A 22,762-nucleotide genomic window follows, 5' to 3' on the forward strand; every position below is an offset into this window, starting at 1 on the left:
TTCTTCTACTCTTCAATAACAATCATCGTCATCAAAGTTTCGCCGTCAGTTTCATTTACAGACGGTTTTGAGGTTATTGTGATAGTTTTTGTGCCAATAACCAAAAAATCGTTCGTAAACGTAATTTTAGTTTCCTGGTTTGTACACTGCTTCAAAAATTTGTCGAGCTTACTGGTTTTCCAGAACTCGTGCACCAGTATGTTTAAACTCAGGCCTATCATTTCTTTTATACTGCTAATCTTAAAAAAAGATACATAAGCTTCATTAGAGCTAATAATGTTAAGGTCTTTATCTAATAAAAGCGCTGGTGTTGTTAAAACCGACAACATGCTTTTAACATACCTATTCAGCGTTTCGAATTTAAATTCAATAGCTTTTAGCTCGGTCACTTTGGTAAATGTTAATACAACGCCATTAATAAAGTTATCGAGCGTGCGGTAAGGCATCATACGCAGCTTGTACCACTCATCTTTTTTTGTTTTTACCTCTACTTCTTTAACGGCCAGCGTCTCAATCACATGGTGTATATCGGCCTCAAGGCTGGAGTACTGAAAGTTAAAAACAATATCATTTATAGAGCGGCCAATATCGGTGGTAATAACATTAAAAAGCTTTTTAACCTGCGGTGTAAACCGCAGTATAATCATATTAATGTCCAAAAATATGGTACCAATTTCGGTACTGTCCAGCATGTTCTTCATGTCATTGTTCAGCTGGGTAAGCTCTTCGGCTTTGGATTGGTACTGCACATTAATGGTCATCAATTCCTCATTAAGCGATTGCATTTCCTCTTTAGTAGTCAACGACTCCTCATTGGTGCTCTGCAACTCCTCATTAGTGCTCTGCAACTCCTCATTGGTCGATTTAAGTTCCTCCAGCGAGGTTTCCATTTGCTCTACCGTATTACGTAGCTGCTGTTTGGTATAAACCAGTTCCTTTTCCAGCTCTTCTACCGCTTCATTATGTTCCGGTCCCTTGTATTTCTTTCTGCGTTCGGTTTTAGTAAGTAAGCCCTTATCATCAAAAACTACCAGCAGCAACCCCTGCAAGGCGTTGTTTTGCAACTGGCTAACCTTCAAATCAACCACCCGCACCTCCCCTTCTTCTTTAAGCCTGATGCCATTTACATTAATGGTGTCTTTTTGTGAACCGGCCTGATGGATGGCGTTACTCAGGGGATACTTCAGATCATCCTTAGCCATTTCATTAATGTTCATGGTCACCTCGCCGGCATTAAGCTCCAAAAACTTACCGGTACGGCCGTTTATATACAATATATCGCCTTTACCATTAATAAGTACAGAGGCCGGCGTGTAATTTTCAAGCAGTATTTTGCTAAAGGTTTCGGCAAGTGTTTTCTTTTTAATAGGCTTCTCAGGTTCATCAACCCTATAAAGATGAAGTGCCTGCTTAGATATATTAAATGGAAAATCAACCATTTTGCTCATGATGGGAGCTCCGTCCCTACGTTCATATATCTTCCATTTGGGGTCTATTGCCGAGAACATTTCGCTGAAGCCGCCCAGCGTTTCGGCGGGGCCCAAAAACAGCACGCCGCGCGCATTGAGCGAATAATGAAATACGGGTATGATTTTGGCCTGCAACTCTGCATTTAAATAAATCATCACATTGCGGCAGGTTAACAAATCCAGGCGGGTAAAGGGCGCATCCTTAATAAGGTTGTGCTGCGCAAATACAATCATTTCGCGCAAATCTTTAGTAACCTGGTACCCTTTTTCCTTTTTTACAAAATACCGCCCCAAGCGCTCGGGCGAAATATCGGCCGCTATGTTATCCATGTAAAAGCCGGTGCGCGCATGCTCAATAGCGGCCTCATCTAAATCAGTAGCAAAAATTTGCACTTTAGGTGTTTTGGCTCCGCCTATGCTGCTAAAACACTCCATAATAAGTATGGCTATAGAGTAAGCTTCCTCGCCGGTTGAACAGCCTACCACCCATATACGCACAGGCTCATTGTCGGCTTTGACCCGCAAAAGCCCGTACAGCTTCTCTTTTAGTACATCAAAAGCAGCTGCATCTCTAAAAAACTTGGTTACGCCTATCAACAACTCATTAAAAAGCACATCAATCTCTTGCGGATTCTCGCGCAAAAAGGCAATATAATGTGTATAATCGGGCAGCTGATGAAATGCCAGCCTACGGTCTATACGGCGGGTGATGGTGTTTTTTTTGTATTGCGAAAAATCATGTCCGGTTTGGGTACGCAGCAGCATTAATACCTTTTGAATAGCTGTTGCATCCCGGTTTTGGTTTTTCAGTTCATCATTCAGCTCATCGGCCATAGCCGGATGCTTTAAATACTGTATGAGCTTTATGGGCATCTCCTCAGGAGCAAGCACATAATCTACCAGGTTGGTTGCTATGGCGCTTTGCGGCATACTGTCATACTGCGCCGATTCGGGATCCTGTACCATCACCATGCCCAGTTTTTCCTTTATCATGCGTATGCCGGTTTCCCCGTCAGATCCCATACCCGACAAGATGATGGCTACAGCACGGTTCCACTGGTCTTCGGCCAGGCTTTGCAAAAAGTGATCAACCGGCAGGCGGTAACCGTTGAACCTCGATGGTGTCATGAGCAACAATTTACCGTTATGTATGCCCATGTCTTTGTTGGGCGGAATTAGGTATACACGGTCGGGTTTAACCGGTTGACCATCTTCGGCCTCGGTTACCGGTAGGGATGTAAAATTCTGTAAAAGCTCGGCTACGCTGCCCACGTGGTTTTTATCCAGGTGCATTACCACAATAAAGGCCATGCCGCTATCGGCCGGCATATGGGCAAATAATTTTTCCATGGCCTGGAATGCTCCTGCCGAACCACCAATACATATAATTGGGAACGATTTTGTTTTTGCAGGCTTACTGTCTTTATTATCTGCCATGCCGTTCTGGTATTTATTTTTGTTATCTTCTTGATGGTTTGCCATTTAAAAACTTTTAATCCCAAAACGTAGTCAACAGTTGTTTAATGCAGATTTTTATGACCGTGAAATAAACGTTGATATATATCGGGGAGGTATTAGACTTCTGCTGCAAAGCAGGGTAACATAAAAACAAATATACAAGGTAATTATAGCCAATTAAACTTTTTGGGAATATTTCGATCTGAGTTTTTTTCGAATTACTAAGCTACATATGAATAACAGCAGTATTATCATATTTCGTAACCGCTGTTTTTAATAAATATGATACATATATTCTCAGTAACTATTATATCGAAATACATTTTATAACAAATATTATTTAAATAAATACCAAAACAAAGTAAAACTATAAGCTTTGTGTCACCGTTTAAGGGTTCTGCGCATGTTACCGTTTTAGAGCACCTATTTGCTAATGTTTTGACAGTATAATTGTGTGCAGGCGCTTGTCAGCGCAAAAGCCTGCTGCTACAATAACGACGTTATTGCAGCAGCGATATTCATTATATTATATTATTTGTTCGTGTTCGATATTTAATTAAATTTAACGGCATTTTATCTACCAACTTATCCTATGAAAGACGACGACATTTTAGCCAAAGTACTAGATGATACCGGTGTGCTTAATGAGCACCTTACCGACTCGCTCGATTTAAAAGAGCTTTTGAAAGTGCTTTCGAACGTAAAAAACGGCAGGCTAAACGTACGCATGCCCGTAACGCAAGCTGGCATACACGGCCGCATTTGTGAGGTACTGAACGACATTATTGATATGAACGAGCGTTTGGTAGCCGAGATATCGACAGCCGAAAAAACGATAGGAAAAAAAGGAAACCTTAGTAAACGGATAGAATTAACCGACGCTAAAGGCGAATGGGCAAATGGCGTAATCTCACTCAATAATTTAATTGAAGACCTTACCTCTCCTACCCTGGAGATTGCAGGCATGATTAACTCGGTTGCCAACGGCGACCTTTCCAAGCATATACCGCTCGAAATTAAGGGCCACCCTTTAAAAGGCGAATTTTTACGCATTGCTAAAGAGTCGAACCAAATGCTTTCCAAGCTTCGTTCATTCTCCATGGAAGTAACCCGTGTAGCCCGCCAGGTAGGTTCAGAAGGTAAACTAGGTGAGCAGGCTAAAATTAAGGGCGTAGCCGGCGTATGGGCCGAACTAACCGACTCGGTAAACCAAATGGCCGGTAACTTAACCTCGCAGGTGCGTAACATTGCAGGTGTAACCACGGCAGTAGCCAAGGGCGACTTATCCCGTAAAATTACGGTAGAAGCTAAGGGCGAGATTTTGGAACTAAAGAACACCATTAATACCATGGTGGATCAGCTCAACTCCTTCTCATCCGAAGTAACGCGTGTGGCGCTTGAAGTGGGTACAGAAGGTAAGCTGGGCGGCCAGGCTAAGGTGCCGGGCGTTGCGGGTACCTGGAAAGATTTGACCGACTCTGTAAACCGCATGGCGGGTAACTTAACCTCGCAGGTACGTAACATTGCCGGTGTAACCACTGCGGTTGCTAATGGAGACCTTTCCAAGAAGATTACGGTTGACGTTAAGGGTGAAATGCTCGAGCTGAAAAAAACCATCAATACGATGGTGGATCAGCTCAACTCCTTTGCATCCGAAGTAACGCGTGTGGCGCTCGAGGTGGGTACAGAAGGTAAGCTGGGCGGCCAGGCGCGTGTAAAAGGTGTAGGCGGGGTTTGGAAAGACCTAACCGACTCCGTAAACCAAATGGGTAGCAACCTTACCGACCAGGTACGTAACATTGCCGGTGTAACCACAGCGGTAGCTAAAGGCGACTTATCGCGCAAAATTACGGTGGATGCCAAGGGCGAACTTTTGGAGCTGAAGAATACCATAAACACGATGGTGGATCAGTTGAACTCCTTCTCGTCTGAAGTAACGCGTGTGGCGCGCGAGGTGGGTTCTGAAGGGCAGCTGGGCGGTCAGGCCAACGTGCCGGGCGTAGGTGGTACCTGGAAGGATTTGACCGACTCGGTAAACCAGATGGCCGGTAACTTAACAGGCCAGGTACGTAATATAGCCGAGGTGACAACAGCGGTGGCCAAAGGCGACTTATCTAAAAAAATTACGGTTGATGTACAGGGCGAAATGCTCGAACTCAAAATAACCATCAATACGATGGTGGATCAGTTGAACTCCTTCGGTTCCGAAGTAACGCGTGTAGCGCGTGAGGTGGGCTCCGAAGGCCAGTTAGGTGGTCAGGCCAACGTACCCGGCGTAGGTGGTACCTGGAAGGACTTAACCGACTCGGTGAACAAGATGGCGGACAACTTAACCTCGCAGGTGCGTAACATTGCCGAGGTAACTACCGCAGTAGCCAAGGGCGATTTATCCCGTAAAATTACGGTAAACGCCAAAGGCGAGCTCCTGGAACTGAAAGATACGATTAATACCATGGTGGATCAGCTGCGCGGTTTTGCATCAGAAGTAACGCGTGTGGCACGTGAGGTGGGTTCCGAAGGGCAATTAGGCGGCCAGGCCAACGTACCGGGTGTGGATGGTACCTGGAAGGATTTGACCGACTCTGTAAATAAAATGGCGGGCAATCTTACTGCCCAGCTACGTAATATAGCCGACGTATCCATCGCTATCGCGAATGGTGACTTGTCGAAGAAAATCACGGTTGACGTGCGGGGCGAGATCTTGCAGCTAAAGGAAACCATTAATACGATGGTTGATCAGCTGCGTGGTTTTGCATCTGAAGTAACGCGTGTAGCGCGTGAGGTAGGTACGGATGGTAACCTGGGCGGCCAGGCCTTTGTACCGGGCGTTGCAGGTACCTGGAAGGATTTGACCGACTCGGTAAACCAAATGTCGAGTAACTTAACCTCACAAGTGCGTAACATTGCAGAGGTAACCAAGGCGGTAGCCAGCGGCGACTTATCCAAAACGGTAATCATCGACGTAAAAGGCGAGATCATGGACCTTAAAAACACCATCAATACGATGGTGGATCAGCTTAACTCCTTTGCATCCGAAGTAACGCGTGTAGCGCGTGAGGTAGGTACCGAGGGTAAACTGGGCGGCCAGGCGCACGTAAAAGGTGTGGCCGGTACCTGGAAGGATTTGACCGACTCGGTGAACCAGATGGCATCTAACCTTACCGGGCAAATACGTGGTATTGCTAAAGTGGCAACCGGTATTGCCAAGGGTAACCTGAAGCAACGCCTTTCTATTAACGCGTTGGGTGAGGTGGCCCAGTTAACCGATACCATTAACGAGATGATTGATACGCTGGCGGTATTTGCCGATGAGGTAACCACCGTAGCGCGTGAGGTGGGTGTGCAGGGTCGTTTGGGTGGACAAGCCAGCGTACCGGGTGCATCAGGTACCTGGAAAGATTTAACGGAGAACGTAAACCAGCTGGCGCAAAATTTAACCGTACAGGTGCGTTCAATTTCCGAAGTAGCATCTGCCGTAACCAAAGGCGACTTAACCCGTACCATACGGGTAGAAGCTAAAGGTGAGCTGGAAGCGTTGAAGGATACCATTAACCAGATGATTGCCAACCTGAAAGATACTACGCTGCGTAACCACGAGCAGGATTGGCTAAAATCAAACTTAGCTAAATTTGCCCAGATGCTTCAGGGCCAGCGTGACCGGAATGCGGTGGCCAATAAAGTACTATCTGAGCTGGCCGAACTGGTAAACGCACGTTATGGCGCATTCTATATTCTAGAACAGCCAGAGTTAGCCGATGAGGCCAAGCTAAAGCTGTTTGCCGGTTATGCGCAGGATGGTTCAAAATCAATAAATCAGGAATTTTCTTTAACTGAAGGATTGATTGGACAGTGTGCTACAGACAAGGAACGCATCCGTATATCAAACGTACCTAACGAGTACCTTCAAATTAGCTCCGGTATTGGTCATGCAGCACCTATTGACCTGGTGATACTACCGGTATTGTTCGAGAATAACGTAAAAGCCGTTATTGAATTAGCTTCGTTCGAAAACTTCAGCGATACGCACATTGACTTTTTGGATCAGTTGACCGAAAGTATCGGTATCGTACTAAACAATATTGAGACCAATACCCGCACCGAGGAACTCCTGGCCCAATCACAATCACTGGCCGGTGAGCTTTCATCACAACAAGAAGAATTGAGGCGGGCGAATGATGAGTTGCATGATAAAGGCCGCTCATTAGAAGAAAAGGCCGAGCAGCTTACACTAACTTCTAAGTATAAATCAGAGTTCCTGGCCAACATGTCGCACGAGTTGCGTACGCCGCTTAACAGCTTGCTCATTTTAGCACAGCAACTGTTTGAGAATCCTGAGGGTAACCTAACCGAAAAACAGCGGATGTTTGCCAAAACTATCCACTCCTGCGGCGACGACTTGATCCAGCTGATTAATGATATCCTGGATCTGTCGAAAATTGAGTCGGGTGTAATTGCCGCCGATGTAATGCCGGTTAGCTTCAGAGAAGTTATTTCGTTTGCCGAGTCTACGTTTAAACCAATTTCAGAAACCAAGAACCTTAAATTTGAGGTTGAACTGCAGGACGGTTTACCGGAGCTAATGGAAACCGACATGCAGCGCCTGAACCAGATTTTGAAGAATTTGTTGTCGAATGCATTTAAGTTTACCGAAAAAGGCCGGGTTAAACTACACATATTTAAGCCCGAAGCCGATCAGGAAAATCCGCTGGGCAGAAATGAACCGGTCATTGCATTTTCGATTGAAGACTCAGGTATTGGTATTTCCGAAAACACGCAAGGCATCATATTCGAAGCGTTCCAACAGGCCGAAGGATCAACCAGCCGTAAGTACGGCGGTACAGGCTTAGGCTTATCCATTAGTAAAGGTTTTGCCGAACTTTTGGGCGGTACCATCACTGTAAGCAGCGAACTGGGCAGAGGCAGTACATTTACTTTATTCTTACCATTAAAATATAAAGAAGAAAAATCGGTACCGGTTAAAGTTAAAGAGGCTTATTCGGCTACCGTGTCGCACACGCGTACCAATCTTATTGACACCGCCGAGCTGGTTATTGATGATGACCGCCATAACATTGTAACCGAAGACAAAGTCATACTCGTAGTTGAAGATGACCTTCGTTTCACCAAGATTCTGATTGATAAGGCCCACGACTTTGACTTAAAGGTTGTTGTGGCTATGACCTACCTGGAGATATTTGATAGCATTATTAAATATAACCCAATAGCCATAACGCTTGATGTAAACATGCCTGAGTCTAATGGCTGGAAGCTACTTAAGCTATTAAAAGGCGATATCAATTTGCAGCATATCCCAATACATGTTATTTCGGGCGAGGACAATAAGGTGATGGCATTAAAGTATGGCGCCAAATCGTTCAGCCTTAAACCCTTGTCCAACAGCTTGCTCGAAGATCTTATATCGGGAATTGTAAGCTTTCAGGAACAAGTTAAAAAACGCATTCTGATTATTGAAGATAATGAAAATGAATTGCAACGATTAACCGAACTGCTTTCAAACGACCGGGTGGAGATCTTTGGCTCAACAACAGCTAACAAGGCCCTGTCTGTACTTAAGAAGGAGTTGTTCGACTGTATCATCCTGGATTTTGTTCTACCTGATGCCAATGGTTTTGACCTGCTTAATCGCATCAACTTGTTAAAACAAGAGCAAACTACAATCATACTACACTCAGCCCGCGACTTTACACAAGACGAGTTGATTCAGTTGAAACGTCTTAACCATAAGATCATCACCAAGACACCAACCTCGCATGTGGCGTTGTTACAAGAGATACTGGTATTATTACACATTGATAAGAAGTTTATTAGTGAAGGTAAATGGAAAATGCTTGATGGCATCAGAACCAAATACGATGTACTCGACAACAAAAAAGTATTGGTAGTTGATGATGACGTACGTAACTTATTTGCACTTACCGCTGTTTTTGAACGGTCGCAGATTACAGTAATTACGGCAGAGAGCGGTAGGGAGGCAATTGAAATACTGAACAAGGATAAGACCATAGACATTGTGCTGATGGATATTATGATGCCGGAGATGGATGGCTATGAGACTATAAAAATGATAAGAAAAGAGCCGCGTCATAAAAGTTTGCCTATAATTGCGGTGACCGCAAAGGCAATGATTGGCGACAGGCAAAAGTGTATAGCCTCAGGTGCATCAGATTATATTACCAAACCTGTTAAAACCGACCAGTTATTATCATTAATGCGTGTATGGCTCATAAAATAAGCCCATTAACAAACAGTACTAAATAGATTAATAAATGGGTACAGATACAGCCATAAAAATACTTTTGGTTGATGATAATGAGAACAATTTAATGTCTATGGAAGTGGTACTCGAGAAGGAAGGATATTCCTTCTCGAAAGCTGCTTCCGGAAGAGAGGCATTGAGGATTTTGCTTAAAGAGGAAGATTTTTCACTGATATTACTGGACGTGAAAATGCCGATCATGGATGGTTATGAAACCGCAGAGTTGATTTACCAGCGTGATAAATTGAAGGACATTCCCATCATTTTTATTACCGCGCATGACTATGAAGAGGCGGCCATGTTTAAGGGCTACAAGGCTGGCGCTGTCGACTTTGTAAGAAAACCTTTCAACCCGGATATCCTCCGTTCTAAAGTAGCTATTTTTGCCGAGCTGCATAAAAAGAACCGGTTATTGATGCAGCAGGAAGAAAAACTCCAAGCTATTAATAATGACCTGGTTAAGCTAAACCTGGAACTGGAACAGCGCGTGCTTGAACGTACAACCGAGCTGGAGAACGTTAACGAAGAGTTGAGAGCGCTTAATGAGTCAAAAGATAAGTTTCTTTCTGTTATCTCTCATGACCTTCGCAACCCGCTTACCTCTTTACTGGTATCATCAGAGAACCTGATGCGGGACGCAGAAAAGCTAAGACCGGAACAGATCAAAATGTTCTCGGGCATTATTCATAAAACATCAAAGAAAATACTGAACCAGCTCAATGAATTGGTTGAATGGGCAAAAACCCAACGCGAAAAAATAGACTTAAAGCGTGAACGTATCCATCTTTTTGAAGGTATTAATGATGCGTTAGAGTTATTGAAAGAAAACGCTGTGCAAAAAAGCATCGCCTTGGAGAACAATATTGAGCACGGCCTTTATGTGAATGCCGATCTTTATATGCTGCGGTCGGTTTTACAGAACCTGGTTACAAACGCCATAAAATTCACCCCGCCGGGCGGCAGTTCTGTAAAAGTTACCGCTACACCTGTTGAAGACATGGTGGAGATATGTGTGCAGGATGCAGGCGTTGGCATGTCTAAAGAGACCATGAGTAAGCTGTTCAACAGATCAGGGTTTCCAACAGTGTTAGGCACCAGTCAGGAAAGAGGCACGGGTTTAGGGTTGATGCTGGTAAAAGACTTCGTTGTTCAGCATGGTGGTACAATCAGCGTAGAAAGCGAAGTTGGTCAAGGTACCTGTTTCAAGTTTACCATGCCTACCGAATGATGAGCTCTCACAATGCAAATTCAGTTAGCTGTTATAAATCTTGTTTGCTGTGCATAACATCCACATTCGTTTCTGGTATATCATCAGCCGGCTTTCTTCGCCAGTAATTAGCTAAAATAGATCCCGAAATGTTCATCCAAGGGCTGAATACCGCAGCAGCCAGCCCTACAGTAGCTAATTTGCCCATAGTGCCCGCCAAACCAGAAGCCATACCACCATTTTGCAAGCCAACTTCAAATGCGACGGTACGGCTTGAGTTTTTGTCGAGACCAAAAAGCCGGCTCAGCCAATAACCGAAAAAGTAACCGGCGCCATTATGAAATACAGAGGCCAGAAACAGCAGCAAACCTACATGCAGTAGGTTTTCCCTACCTGCGGCAGTGGTAACCGCCGTAAAATAAATAATGCCAAACATGGACAAATAAGGTATATACTGATCCACCTTAGGCTTTGCACGGTATAACTGATGATAGGCGGCGCCCACTACAAAAGCGCCAACCAAAAACCCGAACACTTCTACCGATTGCATGGCTGCTTCGGGCAAATAATTTTGCTGAACATGGTAGAGCCCCATAGGCAATGCCAGCAAGTACAACATACAGGCCGTTGCAATCAGGTATACCATACGGCGCTTTGCGCTTAAAGCCCGCTTCAAATAATCATGAAGCAAGGCCGCACCAATAGGTACCAACACAATCTTAATAATCTCCATCATCATATTAATGAATTTGATCTGAATAAGCGTGCCGGCCAGCAGTTTCATTAACACCGGCGTAAGAAATGGTGCAGCCAAGGTTGCCATAGCGGTAACTGTAACTGACAATATCAGGTTAGCCCTTGCCAAATACACCATTACGTTTGATGCCAAACCGCTGGAACATGAACCAATAAGGATTATACCAGCGGCAATTTCTGGTTCAAAATGAAGAATCTTGGTAAGCAAAAACCCTGTAAGCGGCATAATAGTAAAATGGCAAGTCAAACCAATCAAAACGCCTTTACCGGTACTGCCTAAGCCGGTAAAATCACGTAAACTCATTTGTATGCCCATACCAAACATTACTATTTGCACCACCACCAGTATGAGCCACTTGTTACGCAAATCAAAGCTGCCCCATTTCAAAAAAGCAGCCGGATATATCATGGCTGCAACTACAGCAGTAATAATCCAGGCTGTATACTGGTAGTTTTGCAACGCAGGTACTGCTCCAATGCCAATAGCCCCCATTAAGCACACAGCCACAGCGGCAGGCTGCCAAATAAGGCTCTGTGCACTTAGCAGCCCCCATATAAGGGCCAATGCGGATAGCAGGCACAGGGCCAAACAAAGTTTACGAAGCGCTTTCATGCCCTTATATTATGGAAGCCAAATACTTGATAGCGTTAGGCGGACTGGCCACAATAGGCACTTGCTTATCGGCATCGCTTAACCCATCTACCACCCGGGCCATAGAAGCCTGTGCCAGCAAGATCACATCTACCTGGGTAGAAAGATCGCGCAGGGCCTCAGTTACTATAGCGTCGTGCGTAGCAGCATCGCCGCTCATCAGGGCATCAAAAGCCCCCTCGCACAATTTGGGTACCAGTTCAATTTCTTTGCCGGCGGCCGCCGCCCGGCGTTTTACCAAATCACTGGTGGGCTCTAAGGTGGTTGATAATGTTGCTATCACGCCAATACGCTTGCCCATTTGTACGGCTTCATCAGCCATAGGCTGATCAACACGCAGTACAGGCACTTTGCTGTTCTCTGCAGCAGCTTCAACAGCTGCCCCTATAGATGAGCAGGTAACCAAAATATAATCGGCTCCCGAATCTTCGGCTGATGAAACATAATCGGCCACACGCTTGCTGATGGATGTTGTAAGCTCGCCACGTGCTATAATGTTTTTAACCAGGCTATCATCAACAATATTGAAGGTTGCCACTCCCGGCAAATGTTGCTGGCATAATTGCTGAAATACCGGTATCAGTGTAGCTGATGTGTGTATCAGGCCTAAAGTCTTTTGTTTCATGGTTACAAAGGTTTTCCTTTTAATACGGTTAAAAAATAATTCTCGTCGCCTACTTGTCCGCCTTTAATATTCACCTCAAGTCCGTCTACCGGCTTACCGGGTGCGTAGGCTTTACATAATGGCGCACCAGGCGTAACCGGCGCTATCATTTCCACAGCTTCAATACCCAGGGCACGTGCTGCATAGCTTGATGTATCGCCACCAGCTATTACTAGTCGGCGCAGCTTGGTTTGGCTAATTACACCATCGGCTACCCGGCCAAGCGCAGTACCCAAAAGCTGGGCGCTCTGCGTGCGTATGGCTTGCTCATTTAATCCTTTATTGAGTAATTGCTGGTGTGCAGCCATAATGCGGCTGTCATCTCCGCCTATGCTGGTATGTACAATAACGCTACGCCCCTGCTGTATATAAGCCGACGCCTGTTGTATGTAAGGCGCAAGCAAGGTTTCAATGTCAGCGCCCGCTACTAATGCGGTGGTATCAATAGCAATACCAGCAAAGCCGTTGGCTAAAGCGGCCTCAATCTGTTTGGCGGTAACCGGTGAGCAACTACCCGAAACAACCAGGATTGCCTCCACTTTACCGGTGTTGCGCCATACCGAAGCTGGTGTCACTTTATCTAATATCTCCCAATATCCGCCTAAGGCCATCTCAATACCAGATGACCCGATAGAGAATAAAGGCCTGTTACTGCTGGCATATGCATCAATCAACTGGCCAACCTGCAACAAGTGCTCCTGACTTAAACCGTCAAATAATACAATATCGGCACCATCCGCTATCGTTTTTTCAAGTGTCTGTTGTGCCTGTTCTATCAATTGGCTAATCTGTAATATATCCAGCAAGCCTACCTTCTTTTGCGTCTGCTTACTTAAATGCAGGCGCAAATCACTTTCATCGGCCGGAGTAACTGGGTGCCTGCTCATTGATGGATGCCTATCTAAACGGTAGATCTGTCCTTGTGTGCCAATACCCATACGGGCAAACAGGTTACCAAACAAACAATAACGGCCTAATGCAGGTGCGGCAACCAACAGGGGTATAAAAGCTGCTTGAAAAACACTGGCACCAACATCTGCCGCGCGGCCAATGCTGCCAATTTGCGGTGAGGAATCAAACGTAGAACAAACTTTATAATGCACATGAGGCGCACCTAAGGCTTTTAAAGCCGCAAACGCCGGAAGTAACACCTGCTCCATTTCATCAGGCGGCATAGATCGGGTTAAACCGGCTACGCCTACCGCCTGCAACCCCTCATAACGGGCCAATTGTGCGGGCGTGGGTGGCTCCATAAAGAGTACTGTTTTGATACCGGCGCGGCTTAAAAACTCAAGCGCATCGGTGGAGCCGGTGAAATCGTCGCCATAATATGCTAACAAAAGATTGTTTTCACTCATGAGGAGGTGCCAAACTTTTTAACCGAATTGGCAAACTCGGGATATTTTTTAACTGCTTCTTGCTGGGTTAACCCGTAAACCGCCCCCTGCCAGGCTTGTTGCAAAGCCACAACCCCGCCGGTTGGCCCGTCAGGGTGCGCCATAATGCCCCCGCCGGCCATATAAAGCAAATCAACCGTTTGGGTACGACGATACGTCTCAAATGCCTGCCCTCCCCATTGACCTGAAGATACCACCGGTAATACCGTTGTTCCATTAGCTAATGGTTGCAAACAGGCTTCGATTGACCGTACAACAGAATCATCAGACTCCCAGAATTTGTTTTGGATACCGTTAACATGAATCTGATCAACACCGGCCAAGCGCCATAGCTTTTGATAAGCCGGAAATTCAATACCCAGCAGCGGATGGCGGTTTAACATACCCCAGCCATTGCGGTGCCCATGAATAGCCAGTTGACGCTGATCGCAAATCTTCTTAACGCCCGAAAGCCCCACGCTATTCAAGCTGAGCATGGCGCATGTACCGCCTGCATTTACTATATATTCGTAACGGCGCAGCATACTATCTGTCTCATCGCTGATGTTAAAAGCATACATTACCTTTTTACCCGTTTTATCGGCATGGTCGTTAATTACCCGCATAATGGCATCAACCCTGTCCTCAAATTTAGAGTTAGCGGCAGATGACTGCAATTCATCATCTTTAACAAAGTCAATTCCTGCTTCAGCCAAGGTTTTAACCAGCGCAGCGGTTTGCTGGGGCGACATGCCAATGCTGGGCTTTATGATAGTTCCTATCAATGGTCTATCTTGTACCTGTGTAAGCTCGCGGCAACCGGTAATACCAAATTGCGGACCCTTAAAATGCCCGCTATAAGAAGCAGGCAACTCAATGTCCATCAGCTTAAGCCCAGTAAACTGCGTAAGCTCATACAAGTTACCTTGTAGCGTAGAAATAAGTACAGGCAAGTTGTAACCAAAGTTTTCAATTGACCATGATACCTCAATATTCGCTCTGTGATACAGGCCACTTTTTGAGGTCGCCCCCGGTATAGCCGGCTCTTTAACCGACTCTAAAGGCATTATCTTTTCAACCCGCGCTGCAAAGCGTTGCTTAAGCTCCTCTGTTTCGCCGGGTATGGCCACAAATGTACCGCTCGATTGCTCGCCTGCCAGCACTGCAGCTGCTTTCTCAAGCTCGTAAGGTGTTTCTATATAATATTTTCCGGTTATTCGCTCCATGTGTATTAGGTAGTGATGAGGTGCTTTTTAATTTTGTAGCCGCTAAGGCCATAGTACAGGATAAACAGGAAGCACACCAGTGGAATTATGTAACCTGGTTGTATGCGGTCGCTACTGTAATCAATAACTGTGGCCATAGCATAAGGAATGATAGCACCGCCAACAATAGACATAACCAACCATGAGGAGCCTGGCTTCGTATCGTCGCCCAAACCATCAATACCCAAGGCAAAAATGGTAGGGAACATAATAGACATGAAAAAACCAAGTGCACCCAATGCATAAATGACATAAGCGCCGTTGCCTAATATAGCTATTGCACACAGGGCAACTGCAACAACCGAATATATAGCCAGCAGTTTAGCTGATGACATGAAGCGCAAAAATGCAGTGCCAACAAACCGGCCCGCCATAAATAAAAAGCCATAAAGACCCAGGTAATAACCGGCTGTTTTTTCATCAAGTCCTCCGCCCTGTTTAGCCATACGTATAAAAAAACTGGTTACACAAACTTGTGCACCTACATAAAAAAACTGGGCAAACACACCTAGTAGTAAATGACGGTGCTTTAGCACACCAAAAAAGCTCCCTCCTGTAGTAGGCTCTTTCGATACATTTTTTATCTCCGGAAACTTTATGAAATAAAAAAGTACCGCCACCAGAATAAGAACAGCAGCCAAAATAATATAGGGAAGCTTTACCGCCGAAGCTTCGCCTTGCAGGTAAGCTGCACGGGCAGTATCAGTCATGGCTGATAGTTGTGCGGGCGTAAACTCCTTACCAGAAAGAATGAAGTTTGCACCAACCAAGGGCGCCACCATAGCTGCCAGCCCATTAAAGGACGCTGCCAGGTTTAAACGGGTTGTAGCCCCTGCCGGATCCCCCAATACAGTTGCATAAGGATTGGCTGCCGTTTCCAATATGGTTAATCCGCAACCTATAATAAATAAAGCGACCAAGAATATGCCATAAGCCAGCGTATTTGCTGCCGGAACAAATAATAAGGCCCCGATAGCAAATATGACCAAACCAGCCAAAATGCTGTTCTTATAACCCCACTTTTTCAACATCATTCCTGCTGGAATGGCCATTAAGAAATAGGCCAAAAATACAGCTGTATCAATCAACGTCGATTGCCGGTTATCTAACTGGCAAGCCTTTTTCAAGTGCGGAATAAGGATAGAGTCTAAATTGTGCGCCATTCCCCACAAAAAGAACAGGCATGTTATTAAAATAAACGGCAAAGTATAGCTTTTGCCCTGTGTGTTGGTTTCGGTTACTAAACCCGAATCATTATCGGTTATTATGGCCATTTTGTTTATTGGTTTATGAATTGGTTTATTTGCGATTAACAATCAGCAGATGATCACATGCTAGTACAACCTGGCCATGCTGATTGATGACTTCTACATGTTCGGTTACCGTACCCTGCTCAGGTTTTTTAGCGTCAGCTTTTTCTGAGATGGTTACTTCCGAATGTATGGTATCACCGATAAATACCGGCTTTACAAAACGCAATTTATCATATCCTTTTGAAAATGCCTCAGGATTAATTTCAGATGCTGTGAGCCCTATACCAATACTGAATATCATGGTACCATGAGCAATACGTTGCTTGAACGGCTGGGTAGCACACCACTCAGCATCCAAATGGTGCGGAAAGAAATCACCGGTATGGCCTGCATGAACCACAAAGTCGGTTTCGGTAATGGTACGGCCCAAGGTTACACGTTTATCGCCTACGGTATAATCGTCAAAAAAAGTTGATTTAAAGTACATGATGTTTTTGGCTTATGAATTTAAACTTTTGGTATTTCATCCTTCAGTCATTCACTAAATAAATTCTATTAATTTTTCAATTCAGTAATGCTGATTCAGATATCTGTTAACTGATTAGCCATCAGCACGCCACCATCGTCACTGCTTTGGTAAGCACTTTCTACTACAGCCATAGTTTTAATAACGTCTTCCACACTGGTAGGCAGCACATCAGTTTCGCCAGCCTTATAGCGCATCAGGCTAGACATGGTACCGATAAATGCATCCGGAAACCAGGACCCCTCTAACTGCATTTCTTTCCACTCAGGCACCTTCCCTTCTTCCACAATGCAATACTCAAATTTATCGGGTACACCATGCGGGTAATCCATTAGTAAGCCCATGCGGGCTTTGATAGCGCCTTTGGTACCCTCCCATTTAATAAAGCTTTCCTGGTTGTGCGGCCCAAAAGAGTGATCGTGATTGGTATTGATAATGGCATGCATGGTATCGCCATAATCAAATAAAATGGTTGAACGCGACGATGAAAGTTCCTTTGCAGGATGTTTTAGCGTTTTGGCCATAACGGTACGTGGCTCGCCCAAAAATGACCGCATAAGGTCTATATAATGAATGCTGTGATACTGTATTTCTAATCGTGGGTGTACCATTACAAAAGGAAATAACTCCCAGGGAGTTTCGAGTGTAACCCGCACTTCCATATCGTACACTTGTCCAATCAATCCCTGCTCAATCATGTAGCGCGCAGCGCTTACATAGGGTGCAAAACGCAGCTGACAGTTTATAGCAGCAGCCAGCTTTTTACGGCGGCATACCTCCAGAATCTCTTTACTCTGCCAAAAATAATCGCCCATGGGCTTTTGTATGAGCACGCCGCTGCCATCAGGCAATAATTCCAGCGTTTCTACAAATTTTTCGGGCATAATAGTAACATCGTATACAGTACCGGCAGGAGCATGCGCTACAGCATCAGCCACGGTATCAAAAACGTTTGGTATATTCCAGTCGGTAGCCAGTTTTTCGGCCTTGGCGCGCGTACGGTTGGTAATGCCAAAAACCTGAAAACCTGCTTTTTTGTAGGCAGGCAGGTGTGCATCGCCCACAATGCCGCCGGCACCTATTATGATGATAGGTTGCGGGTTTTGCGGCAGTATGGGTTTATAAGGTATTTGCATGTTAGTCTTTACTTAATTGGTTTATCTTTTGCTGGCCTTGCTGCAGTAATTGTTCAGCCGGTGTTTGCGTATTAACAGCAGCTAATACTACCTCGTCAATAACGTGTGCTATCTGAGCCCAGTTACGTTTTTGAGGAAGCGAACGAGCTACCTCATGCAGCATGCCCAGCTTGTGGTAGTAAGGTATGGTATTGTTTATATCCGCATCGTTCCAGGTAGAAAGCCGACAACCTATGCCACCTTCAAGTGTTAGCAGCTTATCATTTTGCCGGTTAGTGGCAAAGCGCAGAAAATCGTAAGCTTTTTGTTTATGCCGGCTACCTGAACCTATTGTATAAAGCCAGTAAACATTTAATGATGCCGGTTGGCTACCCAGTTCAGCAGGTATGTTTGCTATATCTACCTTGCCTTTAACGTTCGACTCAGCTACTACCTCACACATAGAGGCAAAACCAAACCAATTCACCATCATAGCCGCCTCGCCACGGGCAAAGGCCATGCCCATAGCTACCGATTCGCATTGTGATGATTGCGGGTGAATAGCGGTATCATCATTCAGAACATTACGGTAGAACTCAAGAGCTTTTACAGCCTGCGGTGTGTCAATATTTACCTCGCCGCTGGCATCGGTTAGTTCTCCACCGCGTGTCCACAGTTGGAGCACAAAATCAAATACGGTATTGTGTCCGTCGGGATAACCTGCAAAGATGGTTCCGTACAGGTTTTGCTCAGGCCGATTAAAAAACCGGGCAACGTCTAAGAAGTCATCCCAGGTTTGGGGCACCTGCAACGGCCTGCCATATTGAGCTTGAAATGCTCGTTGTTCGTTTAGGTCTTCAAACAAATCTTTACGGTAGATGAAACATTCAGGGCCATCATGAAACGGCAAGCCCGCAACGGATTCGCCGTATTGCTGCGCAGACAGCAAAGAGGGGCTCCATCCATCAGGATACCCTTCAGGCGAGTTCCGTTTTATATAAGGCGTTAAGTCTTCCAGTAAGCCATCAGTCCAGGCTTTGTACAGCCAATCGGTTACCAAGTGTGCTATATCCCAGTCGCCGTTTTGCAAGCCTTTGTTCTGTATGATGGTTTCATGAAGCAGATCCAGGTCCATGGGCACCATTTCGGCTTTTAAGGTACAGCCAGTTTCGGCACAGTAACCATCCCAAAGCTTTTGCAGGGCACTTTCAAAAGGACCAAACTTGCGTACAGCTATTCTTATCGTATCGGGGGTGCTCATTTGCTCATCTCATTTAATATAGCTTGAGTATCCTGCCCTAAAGCAGGCGATCCTTTGAATGACGTAAGTATTTCACCATCTATGCGTATAGGGCACCGGGTGGTACGGTACTGGTAGCCATCGTTCATGGTTACTTCCTGTATCATATCCAGTGCCTTAAAGCCTTCCTGCTGCATCAGGGTTTTCCAATCCAGCACCTCTGCACACCATATATCGGCAGGTTGTAAAACAGCCAGCCAGCTTTCGGTGGTGTTAGTTTGCAAGTGATCGGCCAGTATAGTCTTAATTTCATCACGCTGATGAAACGCCTGTGCTACCTCGGTATAAGGCAAAAGCGCATTGCATTGGAGTAACTGTGCCAGTTGAGGTATAGAGCCCATTGCCAAAGCCATATAGCCATTGGCTGTTTTATATACCCCATAAGGTGCCCCTAAATAAGCATGCGCATTGTTTTTGGCAGAACGCTCAGGCAGCAGGCCATCATAGTAATAGGTGGTTACGGCCTCAAACTGTAAGTCATAAGCCGACTCCAGCATACTTACCTGCACCAATGCGCCTTCATTCTTTAATGTGCGCCTAACCAGGCAGGCTAAAATGCCTTGCGTTAAATGCGTACCGGCCAGCATATCTATAATAGACAAACCCATAGGCACCGGGCCACCGGCATTGCCAGTTAGCCAGGTTAAACCCGTTAGTGACTGCAACAGCAAATCCTGCCCTGGCTTATCCTTCCACGGACCAACGTTGCCGTAGCCCGAAATTTCGCCATAAATAACGGTTGGGTTCACGGCTTTTACACTTTCATAATCAAAACCTAAACGTTCCATTACGCCGGGGCGGTAATTATGCATTACCACGTCAGCTTTTTTTACCAGTTCCCAAACGTTTTGTACGTCATCACCACTTTTCAAATCAGCCGTAAAGCTTTCTTTATTACGGTTAATGGCATGAAATACCGACGATTCGCCATTCATAATGACGTTTGACGTATATAAATGCCGGCAAATATCGCCGGTATCTGGTCGTTCTATTTTGATAACGCGCGCGCCTAAATCTGCCAACCGTAAACCTGCCGATGGGCCGGATAGAAACTGGCTAAAATCTACCACTAAATAATCTTCTAAAGGCCTCATGCTTCGGTTAAATTAAATTGTTGGTTGATAATTTCGGTTTGAGCGCCTGGTCGTGGGGCGGCTACGGATGAGTATAATCTTGTATGATCAATACGGATAGGGCAACGTGTGGTACTTAGTTGCTTGCCACCGGGTAGCATAACATGCTGCTGTATGCCCATCGCTTCGAAAGCCTCATGGTGCAGGCTTTGTGCATAGTTTAATACATCAGAACACCATATGTCTAACGGCTCCAGTAAAGCCAGCCATTCAGCAGTATTTCTATTTTGTAATTGCCCGGCCAACAACTGCATAATCTCATCACGCTGTTCAAACCAGGATGCTTTTTCAGCGTAGGCTGTTAAATCTACACCAACAGCCTCTCCTATCTTATGCAAATTGCCCATGGCTAATGAAAGGTAACCATCGGCCGTACGGTAAATGCCGTAAGGTGCGCTTAGATAGGGATGGCCTGTACCTTTTATGCTACTGCGTTGCGGCAGCTTTTCGCCATCGTTCAGATGCGTTGTGAGGAACTCGAATTGCAAGTCAAGTACAGATTCGAGCAAACTTACCTCAACTAATACGCTTTTTTGTGTTTTATGGCGCTTAATTAAAGCAGCCAGAATACCCTGTACAAAGTGTGCACCGCACATAATATCAGCAACGGCCAAGCCAAACGGCACGGGACCTGCATCCTGCGTGTCTGACAGATAAGTTAAACCTGATAGTGATTGGATGAGCAAATCCTGCCCTGGCCTTGATGCCCAAGGACCTTTGCTGCCATAACCGGTAACTACGCCATATATAATTTTAGGATTTATGGCTTGCACAGCCCCGTAATCCAACCCAATCTTTTCCATTACACCCGGACGGAAGTTATGGGTAATTACATCAGCCTGTGCAATCAGTTTCTTTACGCGCTCTAAATCCTCCGGATCTTTCAAGTCGGCCGCGTATGATTCTTTGTTACGGTTAATGGTATGAAAAACCAGGCTGTCACCATTTACAAAGATGTTGCGAATAGCAATTTGCCGACCTGCCTCACCTTTTACCGGACGCTCAATCTTAATAACGCGCGCACCCAAATCGGCCAGGCGCAGACCCGCTGTTGGTCCGGCCATAAACTGGCTGAACTCCAGCACCACTAATCCTTCTAAGGGCTTAACCATGCTGCACATTTGCTCTTGAAGTTTGATACAATTTATCCAGATCAGCCAACACCTGCAGTTCGCTACCACCATTCATGAGGTAGTTGCGCACTACATCGCCGCCATGATCCTGAAAATACATAGAGCCATTGTACCGCGGTCGCAAAAATGCGCGTTGTAAGGCGGGCAATGTATTTGAGAAGTAGTTGTGCGTTTTACTGTTGGTTGCGCTGCTCGTCCAGGCACTTAAGTGCCCGGGCTGCCCGCCATTATCGGTGTACAAACCTTGCTGACAAGCCGGCGAGGCTACATACTCCGCATACTTCATAGCCACATCAATGTGCTGGCATTGCGATGAAACGGCTAATCCTGTACCGCCCAATGTGGAACGCAGATTGGTTTTGCCGTTTAGCGTTACCATATCATGAAAATGCAGTACACGGCGAGCATAACCCTCACGTGAGTAGTTAGAATAGCCGTAAGCAAACGGGCAGTAGGCAATATCATCAGTAAGCGTCATGCGCTCATATACTTTAATGGGATTGTAACCGAAGCAAGCCGGATCAACAAGTTGCGCCAGCTGGCGGTACATCTGCAGGGCTTGTATGCCTGTTTCACGACTTACCACCTCGCCTTCCTGCTGAAAAGGATCTTCACCTAATGAACAGCAGAAGGTATAGAAAGTCATCAGTGAATCTATTGGTATAAGTGGACAAGCAACCAACCCGCGTTTAGCCAGGTCAATCAGTTCATCATAAGTTGATGGCTTGTCGGTACCGTGCGCAGTCAATAAATCCGGGCGACTTGCAGCCACCGGTGTGGCGGCATCAATAGGCAAAGCCCATTGCTGGCCATGAAAGTTATAGCTGATGTAAGATTCGCCAACTGTATTTACTTCCTGATCTTTCAAAAATTCTGGCGATAAAAATTCATCAAAAGGCAATATAGTACGGGTGTTAGCCGCAAAACCAGCCCAAGGGTGATCAATTACCAGCAGATCATAACGGGCAGCTAACTGCTCGATAGACAGATCGGCAAATTGTTGCAGGGAGCGTTTTTCCCATATAATTTCCACACCGGGATTTAATTCAGAAAAACGCTGGGCAGTCGCTGTCATGGGTACAAAACCACGACTATGGTTCCAGGTAATTCCCTTTAATATAATTTGATCAGACATATAGGTAACAAGCATCACAGTACATCAGTTGATCTGTATTTTA

The 22,762-nt window shown here is 45.5% G+C and carries 14 protein-coding genes; 2 read left to right on the forward strand and 12 right to left on the reverse strand.

Annotated features, from left to right (window positions below; genetic code table 11):
• Positions 1 to 5: 5 nt before the first annotated feature.
• Positions 6 to 2,951: a chemotaxis protein CheB gene (locus ABDD94_RS18025; protein WP_345953393.1), complete on the reverse strand. Its 2,946-nt coding sequence runs from the start codon at positions 2,949 to 2,951 to the stop codon at positions 6 to 8.
• Positions 2,952 to 3,519: 568 nt separating this feature from the next.
• Here ABDD94_RS18025 and ABDD94_RS18030 point away from each other — a divergent pair.
• Both ABDD94_RS18030 and ABDD94_RS18035 read left to right on the forward strand, forming a co-directional pair.
• Positions 3,520 to 9,180: a HAMP domain-containing protein gene (locus ABDD94_RS18030; RefSeq protein ID WP_345953394.1), complete on the forward strand. Its 5,661-nt coding sequence runs from the start codon at positions 3,520 to 3,522 to the stop codon at positions 9,178 to 9,180.
• Positions 9,181 to 9,214: 34 nt separating this feature from the next.
• Entirely contained in the window at positions 9,215 to 10,432 is a 1,218-nt protein-coding gene (locus ABDD94_RS18035) for a hybrid sensor histidine kinase/response regulator (RefSeq protein WP_345950707.1), read from the forward strand.
• 31 nt (positions 10,433 to 10,463) lie between these two features.
• On the opposite strand, the gene ABDD94_RS18040 is transcribed toward ABDD94_RS18035, so the two are convergent.
• From ABDD94_RS18040 to ABDD94_RS18090, 11 genes are all read right to left on the reverse strand, one after another.
• The gene (locus ABDD94_RS18040; RefSeq protein ID WP_345953395.1) at positions 10,464 to 11,780 is read right to left on the reverse strand and encodes a bile acid:sodium symporter family protein; all 1,317 of its coding nucleotides are present in this window, start codon (positions 11,778 to 11,780) and stop codon (positions 10,464 to 10,466) included.
• Between the two features lie 4 nt (positions 11,781 to 11,784).
• Positions 11,785 to 12,444, reverse strand: coding sequence for an aspartate/glutamate racemase family protein (locus ABDD94_RS18045; protein WP_345953396.1), 660 nt, complete (start codon positions 12,442 to 12,444; stop codon positions 11,785 to 11,787).
• A 2-nt stretch (positions 12,445 to 12,446) separates the two neighbouring features.
• Positions 12,447 to 13,841 carry a four-carbon acid sugar kinase family protein gene (locus tag ABDD94_RS18050; RefSeq protein WP_345953397.1) on the reverse strand — a complete coding sequence of 465 codons (1,395 nt, stop codon included), beginning with the start codon at positions 13,839 to 13,841 and terminating at the stop codon, positions 12,447 to 12,449.
• Positions 13,838 to 15,085 (reverse strand): ribulose-bisphosphate carboxylase large subunit family protein, encoded by a 1,248-nt coding sequence (locus ABDD94_RS18055; protein WP_345953398.1) that lies wholly within the window; start codon positions 15,083 to 15,085, stop codon positions 13,838 to 13,840. Before ABDD94_RS18055 ends, ABDD94_RS18050 begins: the two co-directional genes overlap by 4 nt.
• Before the next feature lie 5 nt (positions 15,086 to 15,090).
• On the reverse strand, positions 15,091 to 16,398 hold the full coding sequence (fucP, locus tag ABDD94_RS18060; RefSeq protein WP_345953399.1) for an L-fucose:H+ symporter permease: 1,308 nt from the start codon (positions 16,396 to 16,398) through the stop codon (positions 15,091 to 15,093).
• 25 nt (positions 16,399 to 16,423) lie between these two features.
• Positions 16,424 to 16,864, reverse strand: coding sequence for a MaoC/PaaZ C-terminal domain-containing protein (locus tag ABDD94_RS18065; protein ID WP_345953400.1), 441 nt, complete (start codon positions 16,862 to 16,864; stop codon positions 16,424 to 16,426).
• Positions 16,865 to 16,959: 95 nt separating this feature from the next.
• Entirely contained in the window at positions 16,960 to 18,039 is a 1,080-nt protein-coding gene (locus ABDD94_RS18070; RefSeq protein WP_345953401.1) for a Gfo/Idh/MocA family oxidoreductase, read from the reverse strand.
• A 1-nt stretch (position 18,040) separates the two neighbouring features.
• A complete protein-coding gene (locus ABDD94_RS18075) occupies positions 18,041 to 19,279 on the reverse strand; it encodes an extracellular solute-binding protein (RefSeq protein ID WP_345953402.1) in 1,239 nt (412 codons plus the stop codon).
• Positions 19,276 to 20,412, reverse strand: a complete 1,137-nt coding sequence (locus tag ABDD94_RS18080; protein WP_345953403.1) for a CaiB/BaiF CoA-transferase family protein — start codon at positions 20,410 to 20,412, stop codon at positions 19,276 to 19,278. The genes ABDD94_RS18075 and ABDD94_RS18080 overlap by 4 nt, the downstream gene beginning before the upstream one ends.
• A complete protein-coding gene (locus ABDD94_RS18085) occupies positions 20,409 to 21,563 on the reverse strand; it encodes a CaiB/BaiF CoA-transferase family protein (protein WP_345953404.1) in 1,155 nt (384 codons plus the stop codon). The genes ABDD94_RS18080 and ABDD94_RS18085 overlap by 4 nt, the downstream gene beginning before the upstream one ends.
• Complete coding sequence (locus ABDD94_RS18090) at positions 21,556 to 22,719, reverse strand: extracellular solute-binding protein (RefSeq protein ID WP_345953406.1); 1,164 nt, start codon at positions 22,717 to 22,719, stop codon at positions 21,556 to 21,558. Before ABDD94_RS18090 ends, ABDD94_RS18085 begins: the two co-directional genes overlap by 8 nt.
• Between the last annotated feature and the right edge of the window lie 43 nt (positions 22,720 to 22,762).

Source organism: Mucilaginibacter sp. PAMB04168 (assembly GCF_039634365.2).
Taxonomy (GTDB): Bacteria; Bacteroidota; Bacteroidia; order Sphingobacteriales; family Sphingobacteriaceae; genus Mucilaginibacter.